General features: G+C 47.2%; 21 protein-coding genes. 8 read left to right on the top strand and 13 right to left on the bottom strand.

What is annotated here, in order from left to right:
• Positions 1–2445, bottom strand: coding sequence for a heavy metal translocating P-type ATPase (locus K4H28_RS06955; protein ID WP_221007647.1), 2445 nt, complete (start codon positions 2443–2445; stop codon positions 1–3).
• A gap of 214 nt (positions 2446–2659) precedes the next feature.
• On the opposite strand from K4H28_RS06955, the gene K4H28_RS06950 reads away from it, so the two are divergent.
• The 4 genes from K4H28_RS06950 to K4H28_RS06935 all read left to right on the top strand — a co-directional run bounded on the left by K4H28_RS06950 (position 2660) and on the right by K4H28_RS06935 (position 5451).
• On the top strand, positions 2660–3061 hold the full coding sequence (locus K4H28_RS06950; RefSeq protein ID WP_221007646.1) for a CidA/LrgA family protein: 402 nt from the start codon (positions 2660–2662) through the stop codon (positions 3059–3061).
• Positions 3058–3768 carry an LrgB family protein gene (locus K4H28_RS06945; protein WP_221007645.1) on the top strand — a complete coding sequence of 237 codons (711 nt, stop codon included), beginning with the start codon at positions 3058–3060 and terminating at the stop codon, positions 3766–3768. The genes K4H28_RS06950 and K4H28_RS06945 overlap by 4 nt, the downstream gene beginning before the upstream one ends.
• Positions 3769–3846: 78 nt before the next feature.
• A complete protein-coding gene (locus K4H28_RS06940; RefSeq protein ID WP_221007644.1) occupies positions 3847–5109 on the top strand; it encodes a voltage-gated chloride channel family protein in 1263 nt (420 codons plus the stop codon).
• Between the two features lie 24 nt (positions 5110–5133).
• Complete coding sequence (locus tag K4H28_RS06935; RefSeq protein WP_221007643.1) at positions 5134–5451, top strand: PQ-loop domain-containing transporter; 318 nt, start codon at positions 5134–5136, stop codon at positions 5449–5451.
• On the opposite strand, the gene cysG is transcribed toward K4H28_RS06935, so the two are convergent.
• Positions 5448–6839 (bottom strand): siroheme synthase CysG, encoded by a 1392-nt coding sequence (gene cysG, locus K4H28_RS06930; RefSeq protein ID WP_221007642.1) that lies wholly within the window; start codon positions 6837–6839, stop codon positions 5448–5450. The two genes, K4H28_RS06935 and cysG, sit on opposite strands and share 4 nt — an antisense overlap.
• A 173-nt stretch (positions 6840–7012) precedes the next feature.
• Between cysG and K4H28_RS06925 the strand changes: the two genes are divergently transcribed.
• The 3 genes from K4H28_RS06925 (at position 7013) to msrQ (ending at position 8995) form a co-directional block, all read left to right on the top strand.
• The gene (locus K4H28_RS06925; protein WP_221007641.1) at positions 7013–7321 is read left to right on the top strand and encodes a c-type cytochrome; all 309 of its coding nucleotides are present in this window, start codon (positions 7013–7015) and stop codon (positions 7319–7321) included.
• 114 nt (positions 7322–7435) lie between these two features.
• Positions 7436–8350, top strand: coding sequence for a protein-methionine-sulfoxide reductase catalytic subunit MsrP (gene msrP / locus K4H28_RS06920; protein ID WP_221007640.1), 915 nt, complete (start codon positions 7436–7438; stop codon positions 8348–8350).
• Between the two features lie 12 nt (positions 8351–8362).
• Positions 8363–8995 (top strand): protein-methionine-sulfoxide reductase heme-binding subunit MsrQ, encoded by a 633-nt coding sequence (gene msrQ, locus K4H28_RS06915; RefSeq protein ID WP_221007639.1) that lies wholly within the window; start codon positions 8363–8365, stop codon positions 8993–8995.
• 6 nt (positions 8996–9001) lie between these two features.
• On the opposite strand, the gene K4H28_RS06910 is transcribed toward msrQ, so the two are convergent.
• The 10 genes from K4H28_RS06910 to K4H28_RS06865 all read right to left on the bottom strand — a co-directional run bounded on the left by K4H28_RS06910 (position 9002) and on the right by K4H28_RS06865 (position 19572).
• The gene (locus tag K4H28_RS06910; RefSeq protein WP_221007638.1) at positions 9002–11110 is read right to left on the bottom strand and encodes an ATP-binding protein; all 2109 of its coding nucleotides are present in this window, start codon (positions 11108–11110) and stop codon (positions 9002–9004) included.
• A 155-nt stretch (positions 11111–11265) separates the two neighbouring features.
• Positions 11266–13287, bottom strand: coding sequence for an ATP-dependent DNA helicase RecG (recG, locus tag K4H28_RS06905; RefSeq protein ID WP_221007637.1), 2022 nt, complete (start codon positions 13285–13287; stop codon positions 11266–11268).
• A 139-nt stretch (positions 13288–13426) separates the two neighbouring features.
• Complete coding sequence (locus K4H28_RS06900) at positions 13427–13936, bottom strand: DUF1993 domain-containing protein (RefSeq protein WP_221007636.1); 510 nt, start codon at positions 13934–13936, stop codon at positions 13427–13429.
• A 53-nt stretch (positions 13937–13989) separates the two neighbouring features.
• Complete coding sequence (locus K4H28_RS06895; RefSeq protein ID WP_221007635.1) at positions 13990–14469, bottom strand: YaiI/YqxD family protein; 480 nt, start codon at positions 14467–14469, stop codon at positions 13990–13992.
• Positions 14470–14502: 33 nt separating this feature from the next.
• Positions 14503–15414 carry a patatin-like phospholipase family protein gene (locus tag K4H28_RS06890; RefSeq protein WP_221007634.1) on the bottom strand — a complete coding sequence of 304 codons (912 nt, stop codon included), beginning with the start codon at positions 15412–15414 and terminating at the stop codon, positions 14503–14505.
• A gap of 3 nt (positions 15415–15417) precedes the next feature.
• Complete coding sequence (gene tsaA, locus K4H28_RS06885; protein ID WP_221007633.1) at positions 15418–16110, bottom strand: tRNA (N6-threonylcarbamoyladenosine(37)-N6)-methyltransferase TrmO; 693 nt, start codon at positions 16108–16110, stop codon at positions 15418–15420.
• 58 nt (positions 16111–16168) lie between these two features.
• Entirely contained in the window at positions 16169–17491 is a 1323-nt protein-coding gene (locus K4H28_RS06880; protein ID WP_221007632.1) for a sodium-dependent transporter, read from the bottom strand.
• A 123-nt stretch (positions 17492–17614) separates the two neighbouring features.
• Complete coding sequence (locus K4H28_RS06875) at positions 17615–18094, bottom strand: DUF4124 domain-containing protein (protein WP_221007631.1); 480 nt, start codon at positions 18092–18094, stop codon at positions 17615–17617.
• A 59-nt stretch (positions 18095–18153) separates the two neighbouring features.
• Positions 18154–18606 carry a hypothetical protein gene (locus K4H28_RS06870; protein WP_221007630.1) on the bottom strand — a complete coding sequence of 151 codons (453 nt, stop codon included), beginning with the start codon at positions 18604–18606 and terminating at the stop codon, positions 18154–18156.
• A gap of 12 nt (positions 18607–18618) precedes the next feature.
• Positions 18619–19572, bottom strand: coding sequence for a Nudix family hydrolase (locus tag K4H28_RS06865; RefSeq protein ID WP_255573647.1), 954 nt, complete (start codon positions 19570–19572; stop codon positions 18619–18621).
• Positions 19573–19653: 81 nt separating this feature from the next.
• Between K4H28_RS06865 and K4H28_RS06860 the strand changes: the two genes are divergently transcribed.
• Positions 19654–20088 (top strand): hypothetical protein, encoded by a 435-nt coding sequence (locus K4H28_RS06860; protein ID WP_221007629.1) that lies wholly within the window; start codon positions 19654–19656, stop codon positions 20086–20088.
• Here the strand turns inward: K4H28_RS06860 and K4H28_RS06855 are convergent.
• Positions 20085–22499 carry a GAF domain-containing sensor histidine kinase gene (locus K4H28_RS06855; protein WP_221007628.1) on the bottom strand — a complete coding sequence of 805 codons (2415 nt, stop codon included), beginning with the start codon at positions 22497–22499 and terminating at the stop codon, positions 20085–20087. The two genes, K4H28_RS06860 and K4H28_RS06855, sit on opposite strands and share 4 nt — an antisense overlap.
• Positions 22500–22569 lie beyond the last annotated feature (70 nt).

Raw genomic sequence — 22569 nt, 5'->3', positions numbered from 1 at the left:
TTATTGGCTCTTTTTCTTAGGTATGGAGACAAGACGAAGCGCATTGAGTACTACGAGCAGAGAACTCATCGCCATACCAATACTTGCGAGCCACGGCGTAACAAACCCTGCGGCAGCCAAAGGCAGCGCAGCAATATTGTAGAGTAGTGCCCACAATAAGTTTTGCTTGATAATGCGCTGTGTTTTTTTTGCCAGCTTAAACGCGGCTGGTAAACAGGCCAAATTGTTGTTTAGCAAAATCATATCGCCCGCAGCATGCGCAATATCAACACCAGCGCCCATGGCAATCGAGACATTGGCCAGGGCGAGTACTGGTGCATCATTGACACCGTCTCCGATCATCAGTACCACTTTTCCACTGTCTTGCAGTGTTTGAATGTACGCCACTTTAGCTTCGGGTGTCGCATGAGCGCGGACATTGCTGATGCTGAGTTGACTGGCAATGTGATTGACTGGGTGGAGTTGATCGCCCGATACTAAATGCACATTAAATCCAGACTGATGCAGTTTGTGAACCAGCTCTGCTGCGTCAGGGCGTAAAGTATCTGCCAGCACAAAGGCAGTAAGCCATGTATCTCCATCTGATAAAGCAATTATAGAGCCTTCAGTCGTATACTGCGTTAAAGTATATGGTATGGGTTGGTTCAATAAATCACTAATAAACTGCAAAGAGCCTATCCAGTATTGCTGATTATCGATACGGCCAGAAATCCCGCCTTGGGCGTGTTTTTGGATATCCGTTGCTGCTGAATTGTCGGATTGCTTGTTCTGAGCGGCAAAGGCTTTTGCGATTGGGTGTTCAGATTGAGATTCTAAAGCTTGCGCAATAGTTAATGCGGGCTCTGCTTCCATGGCGAGCGGAACGGTGCGAACGATACGAGGTTCGCCATGAGTGAGCGTTCCCGTCTTATCTAAAACGATGTCAGTGACTTTGGCGAGCGTTTCTAAGAGATTGGCTCTTGTTACTAATAAACCGAGTTGCGCTAAACGGCCTGTAGCCGCAGTCAAGGCCGTTGGGGTCGCGAGCGATAAAGCACAAGGGCATGAAATAACCAGTAGCGCGACGGTAATGGGGAGCGCGTGAAGTGGGTCGTGCAGATGCCAGTACCAATAGGTGAGGGCGGCTGCGATGAGTAAACCAAAAACAAACCAACCCGATATCCGATCCGCAATCGCCGCTAAGCGAGGTTTTTGTTCTAGCGCTTGATCCAAAATTCGAACCATGCCCGCAATACGGGTATCTGCTCCTGTCAGCTTGACCTCTACGGTGAGTGGAGACAATAAATTCGACGTACCAGCGGTCACGTTTGAGCCAGATACTTTGCGTACGGGGAGCGATTCGCCCGTTAACATCGCCTCATTGACTTCGCTTTGACCATCCAGCACCAAGCCATCGATAGGAATAATTTCACCGGCTTTGACCACAATCCGATCACCGACTTTGAGTCGAGCAACGGCGGTTTCATGTAGCGTTTGATCGCTATGTAGTTGGTGGGCAAATGTGGGGACGAGTTTGACGAGTTTTTCTGCAGCGGCGCCAGCATTACGCCTCGCTTTGAGCTCTAAGTAGCGCCCGCTTAATAGCAGAAATACAAACATCGAAACCGAATCAAAGTAGATTTCACCGTTATTCGCTATTAAGGCATACACGCTAGCAAAAAATGCGATTAAAACACCCAAACTAACCGGCAAATCCATCCCCGCGCGGCCATGTTTTAAATCTCGCCAGCTATTGGTGTAAAAAGGCCAGCAAGAATAAAGCACGACGGGGAGGGTGAGTAAGGCACTACCCCAGTGCATCATTGTCAGCCAAAGGTCTTCAATTTCGCCGTCGGCTGATAAATAAATCGGTACAACGAACATCATGACCTGCATCATCGACAGGCCAGCAACCCAGAGTCTAAATAGTGCTGATTTTCTTTGTTTTTGCCAGTTCACTTCATCTCTGGCGTGGTCGTACGGGAGTGCGCGATAGCCGATTGCTGCGATATGCTCCAAAATCGTGGATAAATGAATTTGGCTGTCATCCCAGCGAATACGGGCTCGATATGTTGAGTAGTTGATCGATACCGATTGCACGCCTTGTAGTTGGGCGATGTGTTGCTCATTCAGCCAAATACAGGCAGCGCAGCTGATTCCTTCTAATATTAAAGCCGCTTCTTTGCTCTGCTCGCCAGTTTGGTGAACGAAATCAGCTTGAAGTTGCTTGTCGTCGTACAAAGAAAGTTGCTCGCGAAGCTCTGTGGGTAGTGGTTCTTTGCGGTCGGCAGGTTTTTCACGCTGGGCATAATACTGATCTAAACCACTGCTAATAATGGTTTCTGCTACGGATTTGCAGCCAGCACAACAAACTGCATGATCTGCATTGCGGTAGCGAATATGCAATTCATTATCAGATGGGCAGGGCTCGGCGCAGTGAAAGCAAGAACTTGTATCAATCTTCATCTGCTCATTTTATCGAAAACCATCGTTGCTTGGGAAAGCTTTTTTTGCTCAGCGCTGAGTACATTTTAAATGGGTGCACCTGTTGAAGCGTGCGGGGTTTAGTGAAATAGTGGGGCGGAAATACTAAAACCTGACAGATCACCCCTATATAAGCTGCTGTATTTGATTTGAATGTTATTTCTTACTCTAGGCATCCGTGTGATGAAGCAGTACAGTGGCATCATATTTCAAAATAAATTTAGGTTTTGCCATGCTGTACGGCTTATCAATTATTTTTCTTGCCCTTGTTAGTGGCGAACTTCTACGGCAATTATTTAATTTGCCTATCCCGAGTGTGGTTTTAGGTATGCTGCTACTCACCCTGTGGTGCGTAGTGCGTGGCAGGGCTGAGTCAAAAATTGCGTTGGCATCCGAAGGTTTGTTGCGGTATTTGGGGGTGTTATTTGTCCCGGCTGGGGTAGGTTTGATTGAGCTAGGTGATCGACTAGAAGCGCAAGGCATTGCGATGATGGTGACGATTATGCTGTCCACCCTTGTAACATTGCTGGTCACAGCTTGGGTGTTGAACTTTCTCTTGTTGCGTCGGCAGAAAAAGCAGCCGGAGTCTTCCGTATGAACTTTTCAATCGATTTGGCGCAGTTTCCTGCAACGTGGATTGCGGTAACGGGCTTGGCGTATTTACTAGCTAATAAAATCTATAAACAAGCCAACTGCTTTCCTTTGCTTAATCCTGTTTTGATTTCAGTATTGCTCATCATCGGCATCTTACAGCTCACACATACGCCCTATGATGTGTACTTTCATGGCGCTCAGCCTATTCATTTATTGCTTGGGCCCGCCACGGTTGCATTGGCGATTCCCTTGTATTCGAATTTAGCCAAAATGAAGGCTTATTTTTGGCCTCTTTTGATCGCTTTGGGGGTTGGGTCGCTGGTGGGTATGGTTTCGGTGTTGATCATTGGGTCAGCTTTGGGGCTTGATTGGCAGACAGTCTTGTCGTTTGTCCCGAAGTCGTGCACAACACCGATTGCCATGGCCTTGGCGCAAGAGCACGGCGGTTTACCATCGTTGACTGCCAATGCGGTCATTATTGCGGGCGTGGGTGGTGCGGCTTTAGCTGTTCCGCTTTATCAATGGTTTAATATCAAACACGAAGTGGCGCAAGGTTTTGCTTTAGGGCTCGCTTCGCACGGTGTGGGTACGGCACGCGCTTTTCAAATCTCGGATACCGCCGGTGCTTTTTCAGGTTTGGCGATGGGGTTTAATGGGGTTGTTACTGCACTCTTACTGCCGCTAGTGCTGAGTATTTGGCTGTATTTTTAGGTGTATGGCTGTCAAAGCCTTGTTTAGTATTGCTTTTAGAGTGATACATCAATTTGTAGTTTAATTTGGGTTTCGCAGATGTCAGGCTTTAGCTTCTATCGACAGACTTTTTTGGATTTGGCTATTTGGTTGCCCCTGGCGGTACTAATTGGAATGTTAGGCGGACTTGCTTCCGCCGTTTTGTTGGTGTCGCTTGATTGGGCTACTGTCACGCGCGTGGCCAATCCATCGCTGATTTGGTTTTTACCATTCGCTGGATTTGGTGTGGGCTGGCTGTATCACCGCTTTGGGCGCGGCATCGAATCGGGTAGTAATTTACTGATTGATGAAGTGCATAATCCCAAAGCGGTTATCCCTTTGCGGATGGCGCCTTTGGTGTTGGCAGGTACTGTGCTGTCGCATTTGTTTGGTGCATCGGTCGGACGTGAAGGTACTGCGGTGCAAATGTCTGGTACTTTGGCCGATCGCGTTGCGCTCTTGACTCGGCGTGGTCCAGAAGGGCGACGCGCCATTTTGATGGCTGGAATGAGTGCTGGCTTTGCGGGTGTATTTGGTACCCCGCTGGCCGGAGCTGTATTTGGCTTGGAGGTCTTGGCTCTTGGTAAGATGCGCAATAATGCCTTATTCCCATGTTTAATCGCTAGCTTGACGAGTGACTGGGTGGTTCGTGCTTTGGGTGTGCATCACACCCACTATGTCATTTCATCCATCCCCACGGTGACGCTCAAGGGTATCGTTGCTGTTTTAGTTGCCGGTATTGTCTTTGGTTTGGTCGGTAAGTTTTTTGCTGAAACTACCCATTGGTTTGCACATCAATTTAAAAAAATTAGTTATCCACCTTTGCGGCCATTTGTGGGTGGCTTGGTACTTTCAATCTTGGTTTATACCACGGGTGCATATCGATATATAGGTTTAGGGGTTCCAAGTATTATTGAATCATTTTCTCAACCATTATCATTGTTTGACGCACCATTAAAGTTTCTATTTACGACATTCTCTTTGGGGGCAGGATTTAAAGGTGGTGAAGTAACTCCTTTATTTTATATTGGATCAACTTTGGGTAATGCATTGGCGCCCATATTAGATATGCCATATCCATTATTGGCGGGCTTAGGTTTTGTTGCCGTATTTGCTGGCGCTGCCAATACGCCACTGGCATGTACATTTATGGCTGTTGAACTATTTGGTGCGGCAATTGCCCCATATGCATTATTAGCTTGTGTTGTTGCTTACTTGTTCTCTGGGCATAGTAGTATTTATATTGCGCAGCGCTTAGGCTCTGGAAAAGGGCGCCTCATTAGTGATGAGGAATCAGCTACACGATTATCAGATATGAAATAAAGAATCAGTTTTGGAGTTTTTAGTATGAATCGATTAGTTTTAGAAGGAGCGACTTATTTACAATTCTGCGTTGGCTTCCTTTCTTTGCTGGCTTATCTCCCACAATGGAAATTGATGTATGCCTCTAAATCCAGCAGCAATGTCTCTCTGGGGTCTTGGGCAATTTGGAGTGTTTCATCGCTGATTGCGACTTTCTATGCTTTGGTTCAAGTTTTGGCGAACGGGCGCGGTTGGGCTTTAGTGTTTTCAGCGAGCTCGAATTTGGTGTTTGTCATCATTACACTGTGTTTGATTGCCAAATATCGAGCGCCGAAAACATCGGCACCCTTTGTAATGAGCTAGCCTTTTTCTGATCGCCAGTTGAGTTTGCTATGTAGTTTGACCACGTCGCCAATGATAATCAGTGCTGGCGGTTTGATATGGCTCTCTGTAATGAGTTGAGCGAGTTGCCCAAGCTCACCGGTCACGACACGTTGTTGATTTGTTGTGGCTCGCTCAATGACTGCAATCGGGGTATGACTGGCTCTGCCATGATGGATAAGTTGCTCAGCGATATACCCAGATTGTGCTACGCCCATATAGACCACCACAGTTTCGGATGGGTTAACCAGGCGAGGCCAGTCGAGATCGGTTTCTCCTGCGCGACGGTGACCAGTCACGAAAGTAACTGATTGCGCATAATCGCGGTGCGTTAGCGGAATACCTGCATAACACGATGCGCCTGCAGCAGAAGTAATCCCTGGTACCACTTCAAAAGCAATGCCGTGCTCGGCAAGCTCTTCGATTTCTTCGCCGCCACGACCAAAAATAAACGGATCGCCACCTTTTAAGCGCAGTACTTTTTTGCCCTCTAAAGCAAGGCGCACTAAAAGTTGATTAATTTCTTCTTGCGGTAGCGCGTGATTATTTGATTTTTTGCCGACATAAATACGCTCCGCATCGCGGCGAACCATTTCCATGATGTCGTCCGACACTAAATTATCGTACAGCACCACATCGGCCTGTTGCATCAGGCGTAGAGCGCGAAAGGTGAGTAAATCTGGATTTCCGGGGCCGCTGCCGACTAAGTATACAGCGCCTAAGTTTTCGCTCTGCAAGGCACGATTTTCGATGGCGAAAATCAATTGCTCACGCGCTTCGTTTACTTGCCCAGAAAAAACTTGGTCGGGAATTGGGCCTGCTAGTACGTTTTCCCAAAAGTCACGGCGGCTTGCGGTGTCGGGCATTTTTTCTTTGCACAAATCACGTAGCTCACTACCTAATTTTGCTAAGTCACCCCACCCATGCGGGATGAGCGCTTCGAGCTGCGCGCGCAAATGACGCGCCAGTACCGGAACACCACCGCCAGTGGAAATGGCAATTGTCAGCGGGGCACGGTCAACAATCGCTGGCGTGATAAATCGGCTGTGCGCAGGGTCATCGACGGAGTTGACTAAAATCCCGGCAGCTTCGCAAGCTGTAAACACAGCTTGGTTGACGCTTGGGTGGTCGGTTGCGGCAATCACAAGGCGTTGGCCTGCAATTTGCGCGAGTGAAAATTCTGCAGGTTGCCAGCGCACTTCACCTGATTTGACTAGGCCTAGCATTTCATCACAAAGTTCAGGCGCCACCACAGTTACGTCGGCCCCGGCAGAGCGTAAAAGGCGTAGTTTACGAACAGCAATTTCGCCGCCACCGACAATCATGCAGGCTTGTTGTTTTAGATTTAAAAAAAGAGGGAAGTAATCCATGAGCAAAACTCGTGCCGAGACGCAGTAAAGCCATATTGTCGCGCTTTATTGCAAATTGGGCTGCACTTTTTTCAAGAAATTAGTAAGAGTTGATGATTCTCAGTGTCTAAAGTGCGATTTCTGTGCCATTCTAAAAGCCGGAAATTGAGTTTGCTGACTTGGAGTTATTAGATATGAAAATGCTTGCTGCCGTACTCTCTGTAGGTCTTTTAATTAATGCAAGTGCATTTGCTGCGCCTGTTGACGATTTATTGAAGTCTAAAAATTGTATGGCCTGTCATGCGGTCGACAAAAAGATTGTCGGCCCGTCTTACAAAGATGTTGCTGCAAAGTACAAAGGCAATAAAGATGCCGTGACTTTGCTGGCGACTAAAATTCAAAAGGGCGGTTCAGGTGTTTGGGGGGCCGTGCCGATGCCACCGAATGCGGTGACTGCCGCTGAAGCTAAAATGCTTGCAGCATGGGTAATGATCCAGAAGTAATACTGTAAGCCTAAAAGAACTAAACCGTAAAGTGCGCAACTTTACGGTTTTTTTATGTTCCAATGAAAGAAGGTCGGATCACGAACGACTAATGAAGTACTTTAGGAGAATGATATGTTGATCCGCCAACCAAGTGATATTTTGCCGTCTGAAATCACGCCCAAATCAGTGTTTTTAAATCGCCGTGAGTTTATGGCCGCTTCCGCTGGAGCCTTGTTACTGGCCAGTGAAGCCTCGGCTTCGCTAAAAGGTGTGCCCAGTAGGTTTTCGACCAAGGACACGCCCAGCAGCCTGAAAGAAATCACTACGTACAACAATTATTATGAGTTTGGGACAGACAAATCTGATCCTGCCGAAAATGCCGGCAAATTCAAAACCAAACCATGGCAAATTGTGGTCGAAGGCGAGGCTGGCAAGCCTCGGACCTATAGCCTGGACGACTTACTCAAAGTTGCCGCGCTAGAGGAGCGTATCTATCGCCTGCGCTGCGTAGAAGGCTGGTCGATGGTGATTCCTTGGGTGGGCATTCCGCTGGCGAGTTTACTCAAACAAGTCGAGCCTAATTCCAGAGCAAAGTTTGTTTCATTTGAAACTTTGAAAGACCCAAAACAAATGCCTGGGCAACTAAGCCGTGTTTTGGATTGGCCATACCGCGAGGGTTTGCGTATCGATGAAGCAATGCATCCTCTAACAATCTTGGCGGTGGGTTTGTATGGCGAAGTATTGCCCAATCAAAATGGCGCGCCTGTGCGCTTAGTTGTGCCTTGGAAGTACGGTTTCAAAAGCATCAAAGCCGTGGTTAAGATCCGCTTGCAAGAATCACAGCCTGCCACGAGTTGGAATTTAACCGCGCCATCAGAGTATGGTTTTTATTCCAATGTAAATCCTGCTGTTGATCATCCGCGATGGAGTCAGGCAAAAGAGCGACGAATTGGTGAAATCTTAAAGCGCGCGACGCTGCCTTTTAATGGATACGCTGATCAGGTGGCCAGTTTGTACGCAGGTATGGATTTAAGAAAAAACTTTTAATTAGGTATATTGATGCAGGTTAATAACAGCAATGAGCAGGTTAAGATACATCTGGGTGGTAAGTCGATAGTTGGACAATGGGCGATCAAATTACTTAAGCCGCTGGTTTTTATCGTTTGTTTGTTACCTTTGCTACGAGCAGCTTTGTTATTTTCTGATTCCGTTAATCCGATTGAATTTATCACTCGATCATCAGGAACTTGGGCATTGGTTGGCTTGTTGGTAACTTTGAGCATTACACCACTCAGACAAATCACCGGTTGGAGCAGATTAATTCAACTGCGGCGAATGCTGGGCTTGTTCGCGTTTTTTTATGCGGTTTTGCATTTTGTGACGTACATTTGGCTGGATCAGTTTTTTGATCTAAACGCGATTGTGAACGACATCGTCAAGCGCCCCTTTATTACTGTGGGATTCGCGGCGTTTTTATTGCTGATGCCATTAGCCATAACCTCAACAAATGGCTGGATGAGACGATTAAAGCGAAATTGGGGGCGTTTACATCGCCTGATCTACCTGATTGCACCACTCGCGGTAATTCACTATCTGTGGTTGGTCAAAAAAGATTTAACTCAACCGATTATCTATGCTGTTGTTTTGGCTGTTTTGTTGGCTTGGCGGCTGTGGCGTAGAAAAACAAACTAAATTGCTTTAGTGTTTAGGCGGTAAAAATTGGGTTTGCTGCCCGTATTCATTAATGGCTTCGTGGGTGCTTTTCATTTCAGTTAAAAGCTCAGTTAATTGCTCATTTCTAAAAGAACCCTCTGCGATTTCGATTTGTTCGAGTAGCTGAGCAATTCGGTCGGCACCAATTTGCAATGCAATCCCTTTGCCGCTGTGAGCAAGTCGACAGCAGTCTGTTGTGTCTTTGGTATAGGATAGTTGCTGTAAAATCTCATCGATTCGTGTTAACCCTTTCTGGCTGAGTACCGCAAATCGCTCGACGCTAAATCCCAAGCGATTTGGCGCTTCTGGGTTAAAGTATTGCGAGATTTCAAATTCATCGCTTGCGTCTTTGTCGTGGGTAATGGCTTTGTAGCTGGTATCCACTGATTGGCTGATGTGGGCAACACTGTCGAGTAATTCATGCTGTGTAAATGGTTTTCCGAGCCAGCCATTCAATCCAATCCGTTTAATTTCTTCGCTACTTGGTTGCAAACCGGCACTCACCATCAGAGAGGGTAAGAAGTAACCTTGCAGCCGCATCGCTTCAATCGTAGCAATCCCATCCAACTCAGGCATGTTGCGGTCAATGACGAGCGTATTGATTTGTGGGTATTTTGCTAATACTTCGAGTGCTTTTTTGCCGTTTTCGGCTTCAAATACGGTCGCGTTTGCATTGTTTAGAATTTGCCGCATGAGTTCGCGGTTTACATCTTGGTCTTCAACTAAGAGGATAACCAAACCGTCGAGTTGAGATTGGATTGTAGGGGCGATTGTCGGAAGTTCTGCAATGGTTGCTAAGGCGCTGGCGGTGAAAGTACTGCCGGCATAAATTTGACTCACAAAGCTGAGGTTGCCCCCCATTTTTTGAGCGAATTCTTTACTCAGTGCTAAGCCTAGACCGGTGCCGCCCTTGAAAATGCCACTTTGTGTTTGTTCAAACGGGCTAAATACTAATGGGGATTCAGACGGGCTAATCCCCAAACCTTGATCGCTTACCGTGGCAATGAGTTCAATTTGTTGGTTTTGGCGTGGCTTCCACGATAAGGCGCAGTGAACCTCGCCTGCGTCTGAAAATTTAATCGCATTGGATAATAAATTGAGTACGATTTGTCGCCATTTGACGGTGTCTAAAGTGGCTCCTGCTGGTAAGTCGCTATCGGCGGTAATGGTGAGGTTGAGCCCTTTTTTCTCGGCAAGTGGGACAAACATGCCGTTGAGCTCGTTGATGAATAAGCGCGTATCCAGCAAGCTTTCATTCAGAATGAAATGACCCGCTTCAATTTTACTCATGTCTAACACATTGCCTAGCAGTGTTTGTAGGTGGTTGCTAGCGTGGATAATGTGTTCTAGGTATTTTTGCTCAATTTTAGGTTGATGATCCATTTTTTTGATCAATTCTGCGTAACCCAAAATAGTGGTCAGTGGTGTACGCATTTCATGGCTAATTGAGGCTAGAAATTGACTTTTTGCTTGGTTGGCAGATTGGGCTTTTTGTTCTGCTTCTTTAAGTTTTATTAGCGTTTTTTGATTTCGCCACAATGTACGTAAAGTCACAAAAGAAAAGATCAGCATGGCACCCAATAGAACCACATTTAATACTGTTCGTTCTTTGAGTAAAACAAGGACGTTGGCTTTTTTTTCGTCCAATATTTGCATGTGACGATTGTCTAAAGCATTCACCACTTGGCGTAGGTGTGGAGACATACGGTCTGCAGATTGCAAGATCGGTTCGACTAACTCAGGTGTAATGTTCTTGATTTTAGGGGATGTTGCATCAAGCCATCGAACAATTGGTGGTAGGTGCTTTTCGACTTGCGGGTTGTTGCGACTTAAAGTGGGGAAGGCATCAGATTTGTAGTCGTAAATACGGTCGGAAAATACTTTATATGTGGCTTGAACCTTGGCTTGATTCTCGGTGCTGGGCTGTTCTTGGTAGTCTTGCATTGAGCGTTCGAAAAAGCTGAATTCTTTATTGGCTGAGCGTGCGGCTTTGAGTTTTTCTAGCTGCTCTGGTGTGTTGAATTCTTTGAGGATGCCTTGAGCTTTTAGTTCATAACTCAAAATTAAGGCAAATGCGGCAATCAAAATGGCCACGGTCGCAATGCAAAGGGTGCGGTATTTTAGGTTGTACAAAATCTAAGGCCAATCGCAGCAATATGAAGTTTTGTATTTTATGCTGTTTGCACAAATCTTTGCACTACCTTACGTTCAATGACTTAAGTTTGTTGCTTGAATGGTATTAAGTTGACTTAGACTTTGAGTAGACTTTCTCTGCCGGGTAGCCAGCGGTCTAGATGAGCTTGTGCAAGCTGTGGCTGCTTCTGCAAAATGGCCTCTGCTGTCTCTCTGGCAAATTCGAGCAGGTCAGCGTCGTTTTCAATATCAGCAAAGCGCAGCATCGGCACCCCCGATTGCTTTACGCCCGCCAAGTCGCCTGGGCCACGGATGTGCAGATCTTGCCTTGCGATTTCAAAGCCATCGGTATTTTCGTAAATGACTTTTAAGCGCGCTTTGGCAGTTTCACCCAGTGGTGTGGTGTAGAGCAAAATACATAAGCTCGCATGCGCGCCACGACCAACACGGCCACGCAATTGATGTAGTTGGGATAGCCCCATGCGCTCGGCGTGCTCAATCATCATTAAACTGGCATTGGGTACATCAACGCCGACTTCAATCACGGTGGTGGCAATCAGTACTTGAATTTCATTGCGCTGAAATGCCGCCATTGTTGCGGCTTTTTCTTCAGGTTTCATGCGTCCATGAAGTAGGCCGACCGCGATGCCTTCCAGTTCTTCGGATAACTGCGCGTGCGTATCGACGGCTGTTTGTAATTGCAGTGTTTCTGATTCTTCAATGAGTGGGCAAACCCAATACACCTGCCGACCTTCAAGCACTTTGGCTGCGATGCGCTCGATGACCTCATCGCGGCGAGCGTCGGATATGAGCTTGGTGACAATCGGCGTGCGGCCTGGTGGCAATTCATCAATGACGCTCACATCCAGATCGGCATAAAAGCTCATCGCCAAAGTACGTGGAATCGGTGTCGCGCTCATCATCAGTTGATGCGGGCTTTGTCCTTTTTCGCGCAGGGCAAGTCGCTGTGCGACGCCAAATCGATGCTGTTCATCGACAATCGCGAGCCCTAGATTTTTGAGTTCGACACTGGCTTGGAAAATCGCGTGCGTACCGACCAAGAGTTGTGCGCTACCATCAGCAGCGGCGGCGATCGCTTCGCGCTTGGCTTTGGTTTTTAAGCTCCCCGTGAGCCAAACAACATTCACGCCGAGCGGGGCGAGCCAACTGGATAATTTTTGATAATGTTGTTCGGCCAAAATTTCGGTGGGTGCGAGCATGGTGACTTGAAAACCGGCTTCAATCGCATGACAGGCGGCAACAGCGGCAACAATGGTTTTGCCTGCGCCGACATCGCCTTGTAGCAAACGTTGCATCGGATGCTTTTGCGCTAAATCTTTGGTGATTTCGAGCAAAACTCGCTTTTGTGCACCGGTTAAGCCAAATGGCAAGTTGGCGATCAGTTGAGCGGCAAGTCGACCATCGGGCTTGATTTTGGGGGCGGTTTTTTCGCGGCGAACCGCGCGTGCCAAGCGCAGTGATAATTGTTGCGCCAGCAGTTCATCAAACTTCAGGCGTTGCCAAGCAGGGTGGGTGCGTGCGGTAAGTAATACTGTTGGAATATCAGGCGTTGGCGCGTGGAGTAATTGCACGCTACTGGCAAAATCAGGCAAATTCAATGGGGCGAGAATCGACTCGGGTAGCGTATCGGGCATGGGCGTGCTGCGCAGCGCTTTGCCGATAAAAGTCGCAATTTGCGCTTGCGACATACCAGCTGTCGTTGGATAAATCGGGCTAAGTGCTTCTTGTAAGCTCACTTCGCCACCAACGCGGATTTTTGGGTGGACCATTTCGGTGCCGAAATATCCGTGCTTAATGTCGCCGTACAGTCGTACTCGTTTGCCGACTGCAAGTTGCTGCGCTTGGCTGGGGTAGAAATTCATCAAGCGCACGACCAACGAGCCGCTCGCGTCTTTAACACGCGCATTGAGCTGTTTGCGCGGCTTGTAGTTCACTTCGCAAGAGAGTACTTCACCTTCAACTAAGACTGGGCTTCCGAGCGGCGCATCAGCAATGCTGTACAGGTGGGTTTCATCTTCGTAGCGCAGCGGCAAATGCAATATCAAGTCAAAGGCCGAGCTAATACCGAGTTTGAGGAGGCGTTGTTGCTGTGCGGGCGGCAGTTGGCTGATTTGCATACGTAGGAGTCTTGAACAATCGTTCTATTGATCTAACTGTACCGCACTTATGTGTTTTCTGCTAGTTGAGTGTAGGGATGATTGGGTATTTGATGCTAGCCATCATAAATCAATTTCTAGCGTCAAATACCCCTGCTAATTAATAAGCACCCATGTAGTCGCGTTTACCAATTTCTACGCCATGGTGGCGTAGCAGGGCGTAACTGGTGGTGATGTGAAAGAAAAATTGCGGCAAGCCGTAGCTGAGCAAATAGGTTTGGCCGTTGAGTTTTTTCTCTTTTGGCGTGCCTGCTCGCAGAACAACTTCAAGGTCTTCGCTGCCGTCGATTTGCGCTGCGCTAAAGCCCTCAACTACGGCGAGTGTGTTGCTAATTCGTGTTTGCAGTTCGGCGAAATTTTGTTCGCTGTCTTCATACGATGGCACTTCGACACCCGCCAAACGTGCAGGAACACTTTTGGCAAAATCACAGGCAATTTGCACTTGGCGCACCAAGGGGAACATATCCGGCGCAAGGCGTGCTTGCAGTAGTGTTTCTGCGTCGATGCCATTTGCTTTGGCATGGGCTTCTGCTTTGGCGAGTACGTCGGCCAGCGCCAATAACATTTGTTTAAAAACCGGAACTGAAGCGCTGTACATTGAAATTGGCATGATTTTCCTTAGTGAAGGCGCGAAAGGTTCGCTAATTGAGAGTGGCGTTCAGTCTAGGCTTTGACGCGTTTGGCTAAAAATCGGTCGAGTGCCTTGCCAAAAGCCTGTCGGTCGCTCTGACTAAATGCGGCAGGGCCACCCGATTGCAAGCCCGCTCCGCGCAACTCTTCCATAAAGTCACGCATATTGAGTCGTTCACGGATGTTTTCTGGGCTGTAAAACTCGCCCCGCGGATTGAGTGCTGAGGCTCCTTTTTCTATGACGCGGGCGGCGAGCGGGATGTCGGCCGTAATGACTAAATCGCCTGCCTGAACCTGGTCAACAATCCAATGGTCGGCCTCATCAAAACCGTGCGAGACTTGAACTGCACGAATATTCGGTGACGGTGGCACGCGAATCAGTTGATTGGCGACCATCGTCAGCGGCAAACTCAAACGATCGGCGGCGCGAAACATTGTTTCTTTGATGACGACAGGGCAGGCATCCGCATCGACCCATAAATGTAGTTTTCTTTGGGTATTGTTATCTAGCAATTGGTTTGTAATCTCTCTGTTTATATACCAAGACTATTTTCCAGCGAGGGCTTTTTCAGCCATTTTTTGTCGAATCAACGGCAACATGGCGAGCGCAGCTTTTTCGCCTTCTAATATCGCGACATTTTTCATGTCAAAATCTGCGGCACCAATTTTGCCAATTTTGGGGCGAATGACGATATCAGCCCGAGCAAGTTCTTGTTCGCCGAGTTTTTGCCCCATGATCACAACGGCCTGATTCATGATGCCTAAAGCACTCGTCGCTGCTGTGCCCGTGGCCTTGCTGGAAATGTCCACTGCAATGACAAAGTTCGCGCCGAGTTCGCGGGCCGAGTCAACTGGGACTGGGCTGACGACCCCGCCGTCGACAAATTTCTTATTGCCAATCAATACCGGCATAAACACGCCCGGAATACTGCTCGACGCGCGTACTGCTTGACCTGCATTGCCACGGTTAAATGCGACCCGATTGCCCGTTTCTAACTCGGTGGCAACGGCAGAAAAAGGCTTGGGAAATTGTTGAATCGATTTATTGCCCACCAGTTGATTGACATAGTCTTGCAGCTTTTGCCCTTTGACCAAGCCGCCTCCGAGTAGATTGACGTCGCGAATTTGACTTTCATCCAGGCTAAATGCGCGTTCTTGCAAGGCAAAAGCATCCATGCCACTGGCGTACATTGCGCCGACTACGCTACCTGCGCTGGTGCCAGAAACGACTTCGACTTTAATGCCGTTGGCTTCTAGCATTTTGATGACGCCAATATGCGCAAAGCCTTTGGCTGCACCGCCGCCAAGTGCGAGACCGACTTTAACTTGGGCTGGTGGCTTAGTTGGGCTAGGCGTGGCAATCGGCGGTGGCGGTGGGTTGCTATTGCATGCCGAAAGCAAGCCCAGTATGGCAATGGTACTGCTGATTTTGAGGCCGAATTTAAAGAATGAATTCATAGTTTAAGCGAGTTCCAAGGCGAGGACATAGGCGGAGCTTCCATCGCAGCGCCATTGAATATCATATTGATAAATACGTATCCCATATGTGCGGTATGGGTCGCTAGCATAAGCAGGGCGTGGGTCTTGGGCTAATACTTCAGTAATGAGCCCAAATAAATTTTCATAAGGCGCATTGCTGATTTGTTGAAGGGCCAATTCACTGAACTCAACGTTAAGGCGAGGTGGTTGCCCAGTCACAAATCCTGCTTTGGCATCTGTCTGGCATTCAACAAAAGGAATATAAGGTTTGATGTCAATGATGGGTGTTTGATCGACTAAATCAAGCCCAGAGAAATGCAAAGTAACACCATGATGGGTGTCGATTTTTACGAGCTGAACCAGAGAGAGTCCCAGCGAGTTGGGGCGAAATGGACTACGGCTGGCAAATACGCCGATTTTTTCATTCCCGCCAAGCCGAGGGGGGCGCACCATAGGTGACCACTGTCCAGCGACTTCGTGAAAAATAAAGCTGAGCCAAACGTGAGAAAAATCGGCCAAGCCACGCACGCAGTCGGCATGGTTATAGGGGGCAATGAGTTTTAAGGTTCCAGTGGCATGAGGCGCTAAACTGGGTTGGCGTGGAATACCGAACTTATCGGCAAATGGAGTGCGGATATAGCCAATTGGGTTGATGGTGTAGTTATTTGACGTCACGGGAGCAGTGTTTAAGCAGCAAGTGCCAATGATAGCACTCGCTGCTTTTGACTGGCTGTTACAGATTGTGGATCCACACGATACTAATCACTACGGGGGCAATCACGGCACAAATTGTGCGGAACGCCGGCAAGATGGCAGTTGAGCCTTGCGCGGTGAGTGACTGTTGAATACGCGGCCAAATCGCCCAGCCAACAAACAACGCTGCCAGTAATCCGCCCGCTGGCATCATGATATTTGAGGCGACATAGTCCATTAAGTCGAATGGGTTTTTACCAAAGAGTTTAAAGTCCGCTAGCACACCAAAAGAAAGCGCAGCAGGTATGCTCATGACAAATACGGCGGCAAAAATCGAATAAGTGGCTTTATTGCGTTCAACTTCAAATTCATCCATCAAAAACGCCACGATGGGTTCGAGCAGTGAAACAGATGAAGTCACCGCAGCAAAGACCAGTAATAAGAAAAATGCGATAGCAAAGAATTGCCCTGCTGGCATTTGCGAGAAAATCGCTGGCATTGTGATGAATGTCAGTCCCGGGCCTGCTGATGGATCAATCCCGAAGGCAAACACCGCTGGCAGCACCATTAAGCCAGCCAAAATACACGCCAATACCGCGAGCAAAGAGATCCATAGTGTGGCGCCAGGCAATTTTGTTTCTGAGTCAACGTAAGAACCGTAAGCGATCATGGTGCCGCAGCCAATCGATAACGAGAACATCGCTAAGCCCGTTGCTTCGATCAACATCGCGCCGTTGATTTTTGAAAAGTCCGGAGTAATGAAATACATCACGCCATCGATGGCGTTCGGTAGTGTTAATACGCGGGCGATGATAATCAGCAACAAAATAAACAGTGCAGGCATCAATACTTTGCTGGTGCGCTCAATCCCTTTTTGCACGCCGCCCATCACAATCGCTACCGTGGCGGCGAGAAAGGCGCTTGTATAGGCAATGCTTTGGACTGGGTCGCCAATGAATGAGTTAAACAAGTTACCAAGTGCTTTGGTGTCTTGAGTTAGGATTTCACCGGTGATGGAGCGCCATAAATAAGCCAAGCTCCAGCCGCCCACCACGCAGTAAAACGATAAAATAATGAAGACACAAACCACAGAAAGGCGACCAGCCCATGGCCACAAGCCTCCTTTGAGGTTGCGATAGGCCGTGGTAGCTGATTTTTTTGCCATGTGGCCGATGCTCATTTCAGCAAGAACCATGGCAATGCCAATACTTAATACACAGGCTAGGTAGATGATGAGAAATACGCCGCCGCCGTTTTGACCGGCAACATAAGGAAACTTCCAGATTGCTCCCAAACCAACGGCAGAGCCGGACGCAGCAAGAATTAAACCTATTTTTGAACCCCAATTAGCACGCTTGGACATTTTGGACTCTTTTAATTGTCATAAAGAGTATTGTCCAGTTTCATGAGGTCGCCACAAGTGGCGGAAGCCCTAGTATCGATCGGTAATTGTTGGCAAATTGGTCTGGCTTTTGAGTGGGAAAGCTTATTTTTTGTCGTTAGGCCGTGCAAAGCCAGCTTTACTAATCGCGGCATGCCAAGCTGCGCTATTCCACTCTTTCAATACCTCTTTACCAATCACCAGTACTGGTGGGCGTTGTTGAAGTGTGCCTACTAGACTAAAAAATTCGATCATTGTCGATTCTTTCGCGGGGTCTGCGGTTTTAACATCGTACAGAATTTGGCGGCTATCGAGCAGTGCGACAGCTTCATCACAGGCGCTGCCGCACTGTGGCATGATCCACAGCACCACTTGCGGGACGTTTGCCGTAGCGTCCTTTTTGCTCGTCGGCGCGCTTGCATTGTTAAACGTGTTAGGGCGTATGGTTCGCTCTTTGGCTGCGGCATTGGGTGGCGGTTGATCTGAGTAAAATACGTTGCCGCTGCTGTCGCGCCATTGGTAGACCTTGGCCGCAAAGCTAGAGGTACAAATGCTGAGGGTGAGTAGTAGAAAAAGTGCACGCATAATTATAAATTGGCCGATGGGTTGATTGAGCTTATAAGATCTAGCGTAGAGTGCCAGTGCTATTTTTGGGCGCCTGATTGCGTTTGTATCAAAACTTGGGCCTGATCAATATCAAATGTGAGTAGCCAATCCAGTCGCTGCTGGCTGCAGATGGGGAGCATGGTTTCGGCGCGCCACTGTTGTTGATCATCGCTGAGCATTTTGTAGTAGTTTCTGCCCATGTCCATACCCAGCATTTGCCAGCTGAGTCGTATCGATTTTGCTGGCCCGATCAGAGTGAGGTGAACGGGTTTGCTTGTGTTAATGGCTTGATCGCTTTTGACGGTAAAGCTTTGCTGATCAATTTTGAAGGCGCAGCCCAAACTTAAATCTGCACAGCTGATGTTAATGATTTGCTTGGGCTTGTTAGTAAACCAACGATCAAATAAACCTTGTTTGTATGCTGAAACAGTAAAGACAAGATTAATGATGATAATCAGGATGATGATTAATTTCGTTCGCGATTGTTTCATGACTTTAACTCCTTAGAACCATGCCGCACGTAGCACTGCAATGCCATGTCCGCCGTGTCGTTGTGCAGTGCTTAATGTCTCTGGGCTTTGACCACCAATTGCCAGGATAGGAAAGCGCCAACCATGTTGGCACAACGCCTCAAATTCATTCCACCCGAGGGGTGCTTGATTGGGGTGGCTTTGGCTTGAATTGACGTGACCCAGAAAAGCAAAATCGAGACCTAGTCGATCCACTTGCTGCAAGTCAGCAAGGTTGTGAGTTGACGCGCTGACCCAGTCCATTCCTTGAGGGCGTTCACCCATTGCAGTCAGTTGGGCGCTAGTTAAATGAATGCAATCTATATTGAGACTTCGCGCTAACTCAATGTCGTGGTGAATGATGATTTTACCGCCATGTGGGCGGGCGATTTGTTGGACGGATTTCACCACTTTTACATAATCACTTGATGATAGTTGTGGTTCTCGAATTAAGACCCATGCCGCTTCTTTAGCCCATTTTGCTTCTAGCTGAGTCAAAAAAGTTTGAAGACCTAACTCAGCAACGTTGGAAATATTGATCTGACTAGGAAGTGCCAAACTACGCAAAATAGGGCCGTTGGCTGGTAAGATCGGGGAAACATTCAGTTGGCCTATGTTCTGCCAAGCGAGCGCTTGCCCTTCGTGGCCGTGCAGCAATCCATCCCAAGCGGTGACTTTAAAAAACTGCAATTCCACATCGGCGTGTGGGTAGTTAAAACGCTGCGTAATCCATGGCGTGGCTTGCGTGACTTGGATGCCCATTTCTTCTTTGAGCTCACGTGACAGGGCTTCTGCTGCGCTTTCTCCTTGCTCTAGTTTGCCTCCAGGAAATTCCCAGTAGCATGCATAAGGTTTGCCAGTCGGGCGACTCCCTAGTAAGAATTGGCCAGAAGCGTTAATAAGAATGCCTGCAGCCACTCGAGTGATTTTTTTTGCATTTGAAGTCATTGATTTTTAGCTTTAATTTGCATTTTTTACGGCGCTAAACCATGATTAGATGGTTTTCACGTAAGTGATGTTGAGAGTGTTGTGGATAAAGAAATCATAGAAATTCAACTCGGAAGCGATGGGCGTACAGTAGCCCAGTTGTCTACGCTTGCATGCGCACCGGAAACCTTATGTACCATCATCGCAATCTCACCGCAAAAAGTGGTTGGCCCACTTTATTGGGGGGCGATGCTCAATGTTCTGATTGTACAGGATAGGGCGTGGTATTTGCTGCGAGAAGCAAACCGTAGTTTGCTACAAGATTTTTTACCGGTGGTGCGTGAACAAAAGCGGGTTTTTTTTATTGCAGATAAAATTAACTTTATCAAAAATATGTCGTTGAATGAGGCGGCAGATTACTTGATCAATGTTCAGCCTTGCTTACTCACGAGTTATAACTTTGAGCGCCTAAGGGCTGCGTCTGTGCCTAATACTGGTGAAGCCATTCGATTAGCTGTGCCGATCAACGCATCTTAGTGTCGATGCAAGTCATTGATTTGATTTTGTTCTGCGGGCGCTTGATTGGGTAGTGTGATAATGAACGTACTACCACAACCTTCTGCGCTTTCTAGTTGTAATTGCCCACCTAGCGTGCCTGTTGCTAAAGAATAGGCCAGATAAAGTCCAAGTCCACTACCTCCTTGGCCAAATTTGGTAGTAAAGAATGGGTCAAAAACTTTCGATTTGATCGAGTCGCCAATGCCACAGCCATTATCTTTTACTGTAATTCGAGTGTTTTGCGAGTCGATAGCCTCTGCGCTAATCAAAATCTGCGCGTTTTCATTTTCATTAAATGCATGAATAATTGCATTGTTAATTAAGTTGGTAATGATTTGCTCAAGTGAGCCTGGGTAGCTATTGAGTTGCAAATGGCTGGGGGTGTTATTTTCAATGGTTACATTCTTGTGTTTAAGCGAAGGGCTTAAAGTCGTTAGCGTTTCGCTAATGATTTGATGTAGATTGAAATTTCTAACTTTGCTTGATGCGGTGTCGACCGCCACTTGTTTTAAGTTGGAAATTAAATTACTTGCTCTTCTGGCGTTGCGTTCAATGAGTTGTGCTGTCATAGAGCTTTCTGTTAGGTATTGATCCAGTAATGATTTTTTTAATTTGCCTAAATTAACTTGTTCAATTAATTCATTATTTTTTTCGAGTAGAGTGCTGGAGGCGGTTAGTGTATTGCCAAGCGGTGTATTGAGTTCATGGGCAAATCCAGCGACTAAATTGCCAAGTGAAGCTAATTTTTCGGACTGAATGAGCTGCTCCATGGCTGATGCGAGTTCTTGGGTTCTTTCGGTGACACGCTGCTCGAGCGCATCATTGCTTTGGATAAGCTTGGCATTGAGATCAGCAATTTCAGTCAAGAAATTGCTTAGGTCGATATTGCTAATGCCGCGTGCCGCCACAATAGCAAGTTGATTGGCGTATTGAACTTCATTGCTTGACCAATTGTGTTGGTGCTTGCGGTGCTCAAAGCACAAAAAACCTCTGGTTTCTGAACCTGCTCTGATTGGAATGATGAGAGCGGAAAAAACATCATGGGCAGCAAAGTAGTCAGAATATAGCGGCCAAGTGAGTTGGTGGTGACGAACGCTGTGAGCAATAATTAAGTCACCACTGAGCATGGTGCGAGAAAAAATTGCGTATTGACTTGGTGTGATTTCTTCATAACATTTGTTGTTTCGGCTGCTGTTATGTCTGTAAATATTTAAAAATTTATTATTGCTATATGTCCAATAACTAGCTTGATCTACTTTTAGTATCTCAATTGATTTTGAGCAAATTAATTGGGCAAGTTGATCCAAATGTGGGTTGCTTAACTGTGGGTTATTCGCCAGCTCGAGTAGTAATTTACCTGGGCTATCAGCGATTCCCGCGATTTCTTCTAGTGCAGCAATTTGTTGTTTTTTATCGCTAGGATAAATTTCTAAATGAATGCTGTTCGCTTTTTTATAGGCGCTTAAGCATAATTTTGCATTGCCTTCTTTTTCAGCTAATTCAGATTGCGCCAAATAGAGGCGCATCAAAACGTGCTTGGCGCCTGATTTAATCGCGTTTTCAATTCCAATGTTAATTTCATGATGAGAGGCAACAAAATTGTGCTGCTTTTCGAAAATAGCAGCACGGGTCATATTGATATTGGCTAGGGCCCAAATGTGATGTGTTCGACTGCAAATGGCTTCGGCTTGTTCTAATTGTTGCCACGCCAAATCAATTCTATCTTCTGCAAGGTTGACTTCTGCCATGCGAAAATAAAGCTCGCCGACTTCATCATCGTGCTTGAGTTCAACGGCATATTGTTGTGCTATTTGGTAGTTCACTAGTGCTGATGAGTACTGTTGCTCTCGGTATAAATTAACCCCTAGGTTAAAAATAACGTGCATCAATAATTCTTTGTTACCTAATTCATCAGCGCGTTTTTTTGCTTCCGTGAGGACGACAATCGCGGTGGTGTGGTCTTCCATTGCGTCATAGACTTGACCAACCCCAAATTTCGCCCAAACCCATGTATTGTGGTCGTGGGCGAGTTCTGAAACTTCAAGTGCATGTGCCCAAGCTTGGATCGCCAGTGAATATTCGGCTCGGGTATAAACCGAGCGGCCAATCGCAATGAGTAAGCGGCCCTCTTCCTGAAATAGGTGATAACTTTGCGCCAGTTGAAGTGCTTCATATAGGATGTTGATGCTGCGCTCTGGGTAGCCTTGCTGGTCTATAACGAGCGCATAATCAATGGCGACGGCGATAAAAGCAGCATCATCGTGCAATTCCCTTGCTAGATTAAGCGTTTCTTCACACAACAAGTAAGCGTCTGCCTTTCTGCTGTGAGTTTGCTCATGAATCAGTGATGCAGCCGCTTGTAATTGCGCTGAGATTGGTGCGATGTCCATTCGTGTGCAGTCGCGTCATTGGTTATTTACAAATATAGACGCAAATATAGCTATTTTTCCAGCTAATTAA

Source organism: Deefgea tanakiae, assembly GCF_019665765.1.
Classification (GTDB): Bacteria; Pseudomonadota; Gammaproteobacteria; order Burkholderiales; family Chitinibacteraceae; genus Deefgea; species Deefgea tanakiae.
The sequence above is the reverse complement of the archived record's forward strand: the minus strand, read 5'-3'. Positions and strand labels throughout refer to the sequence as shown.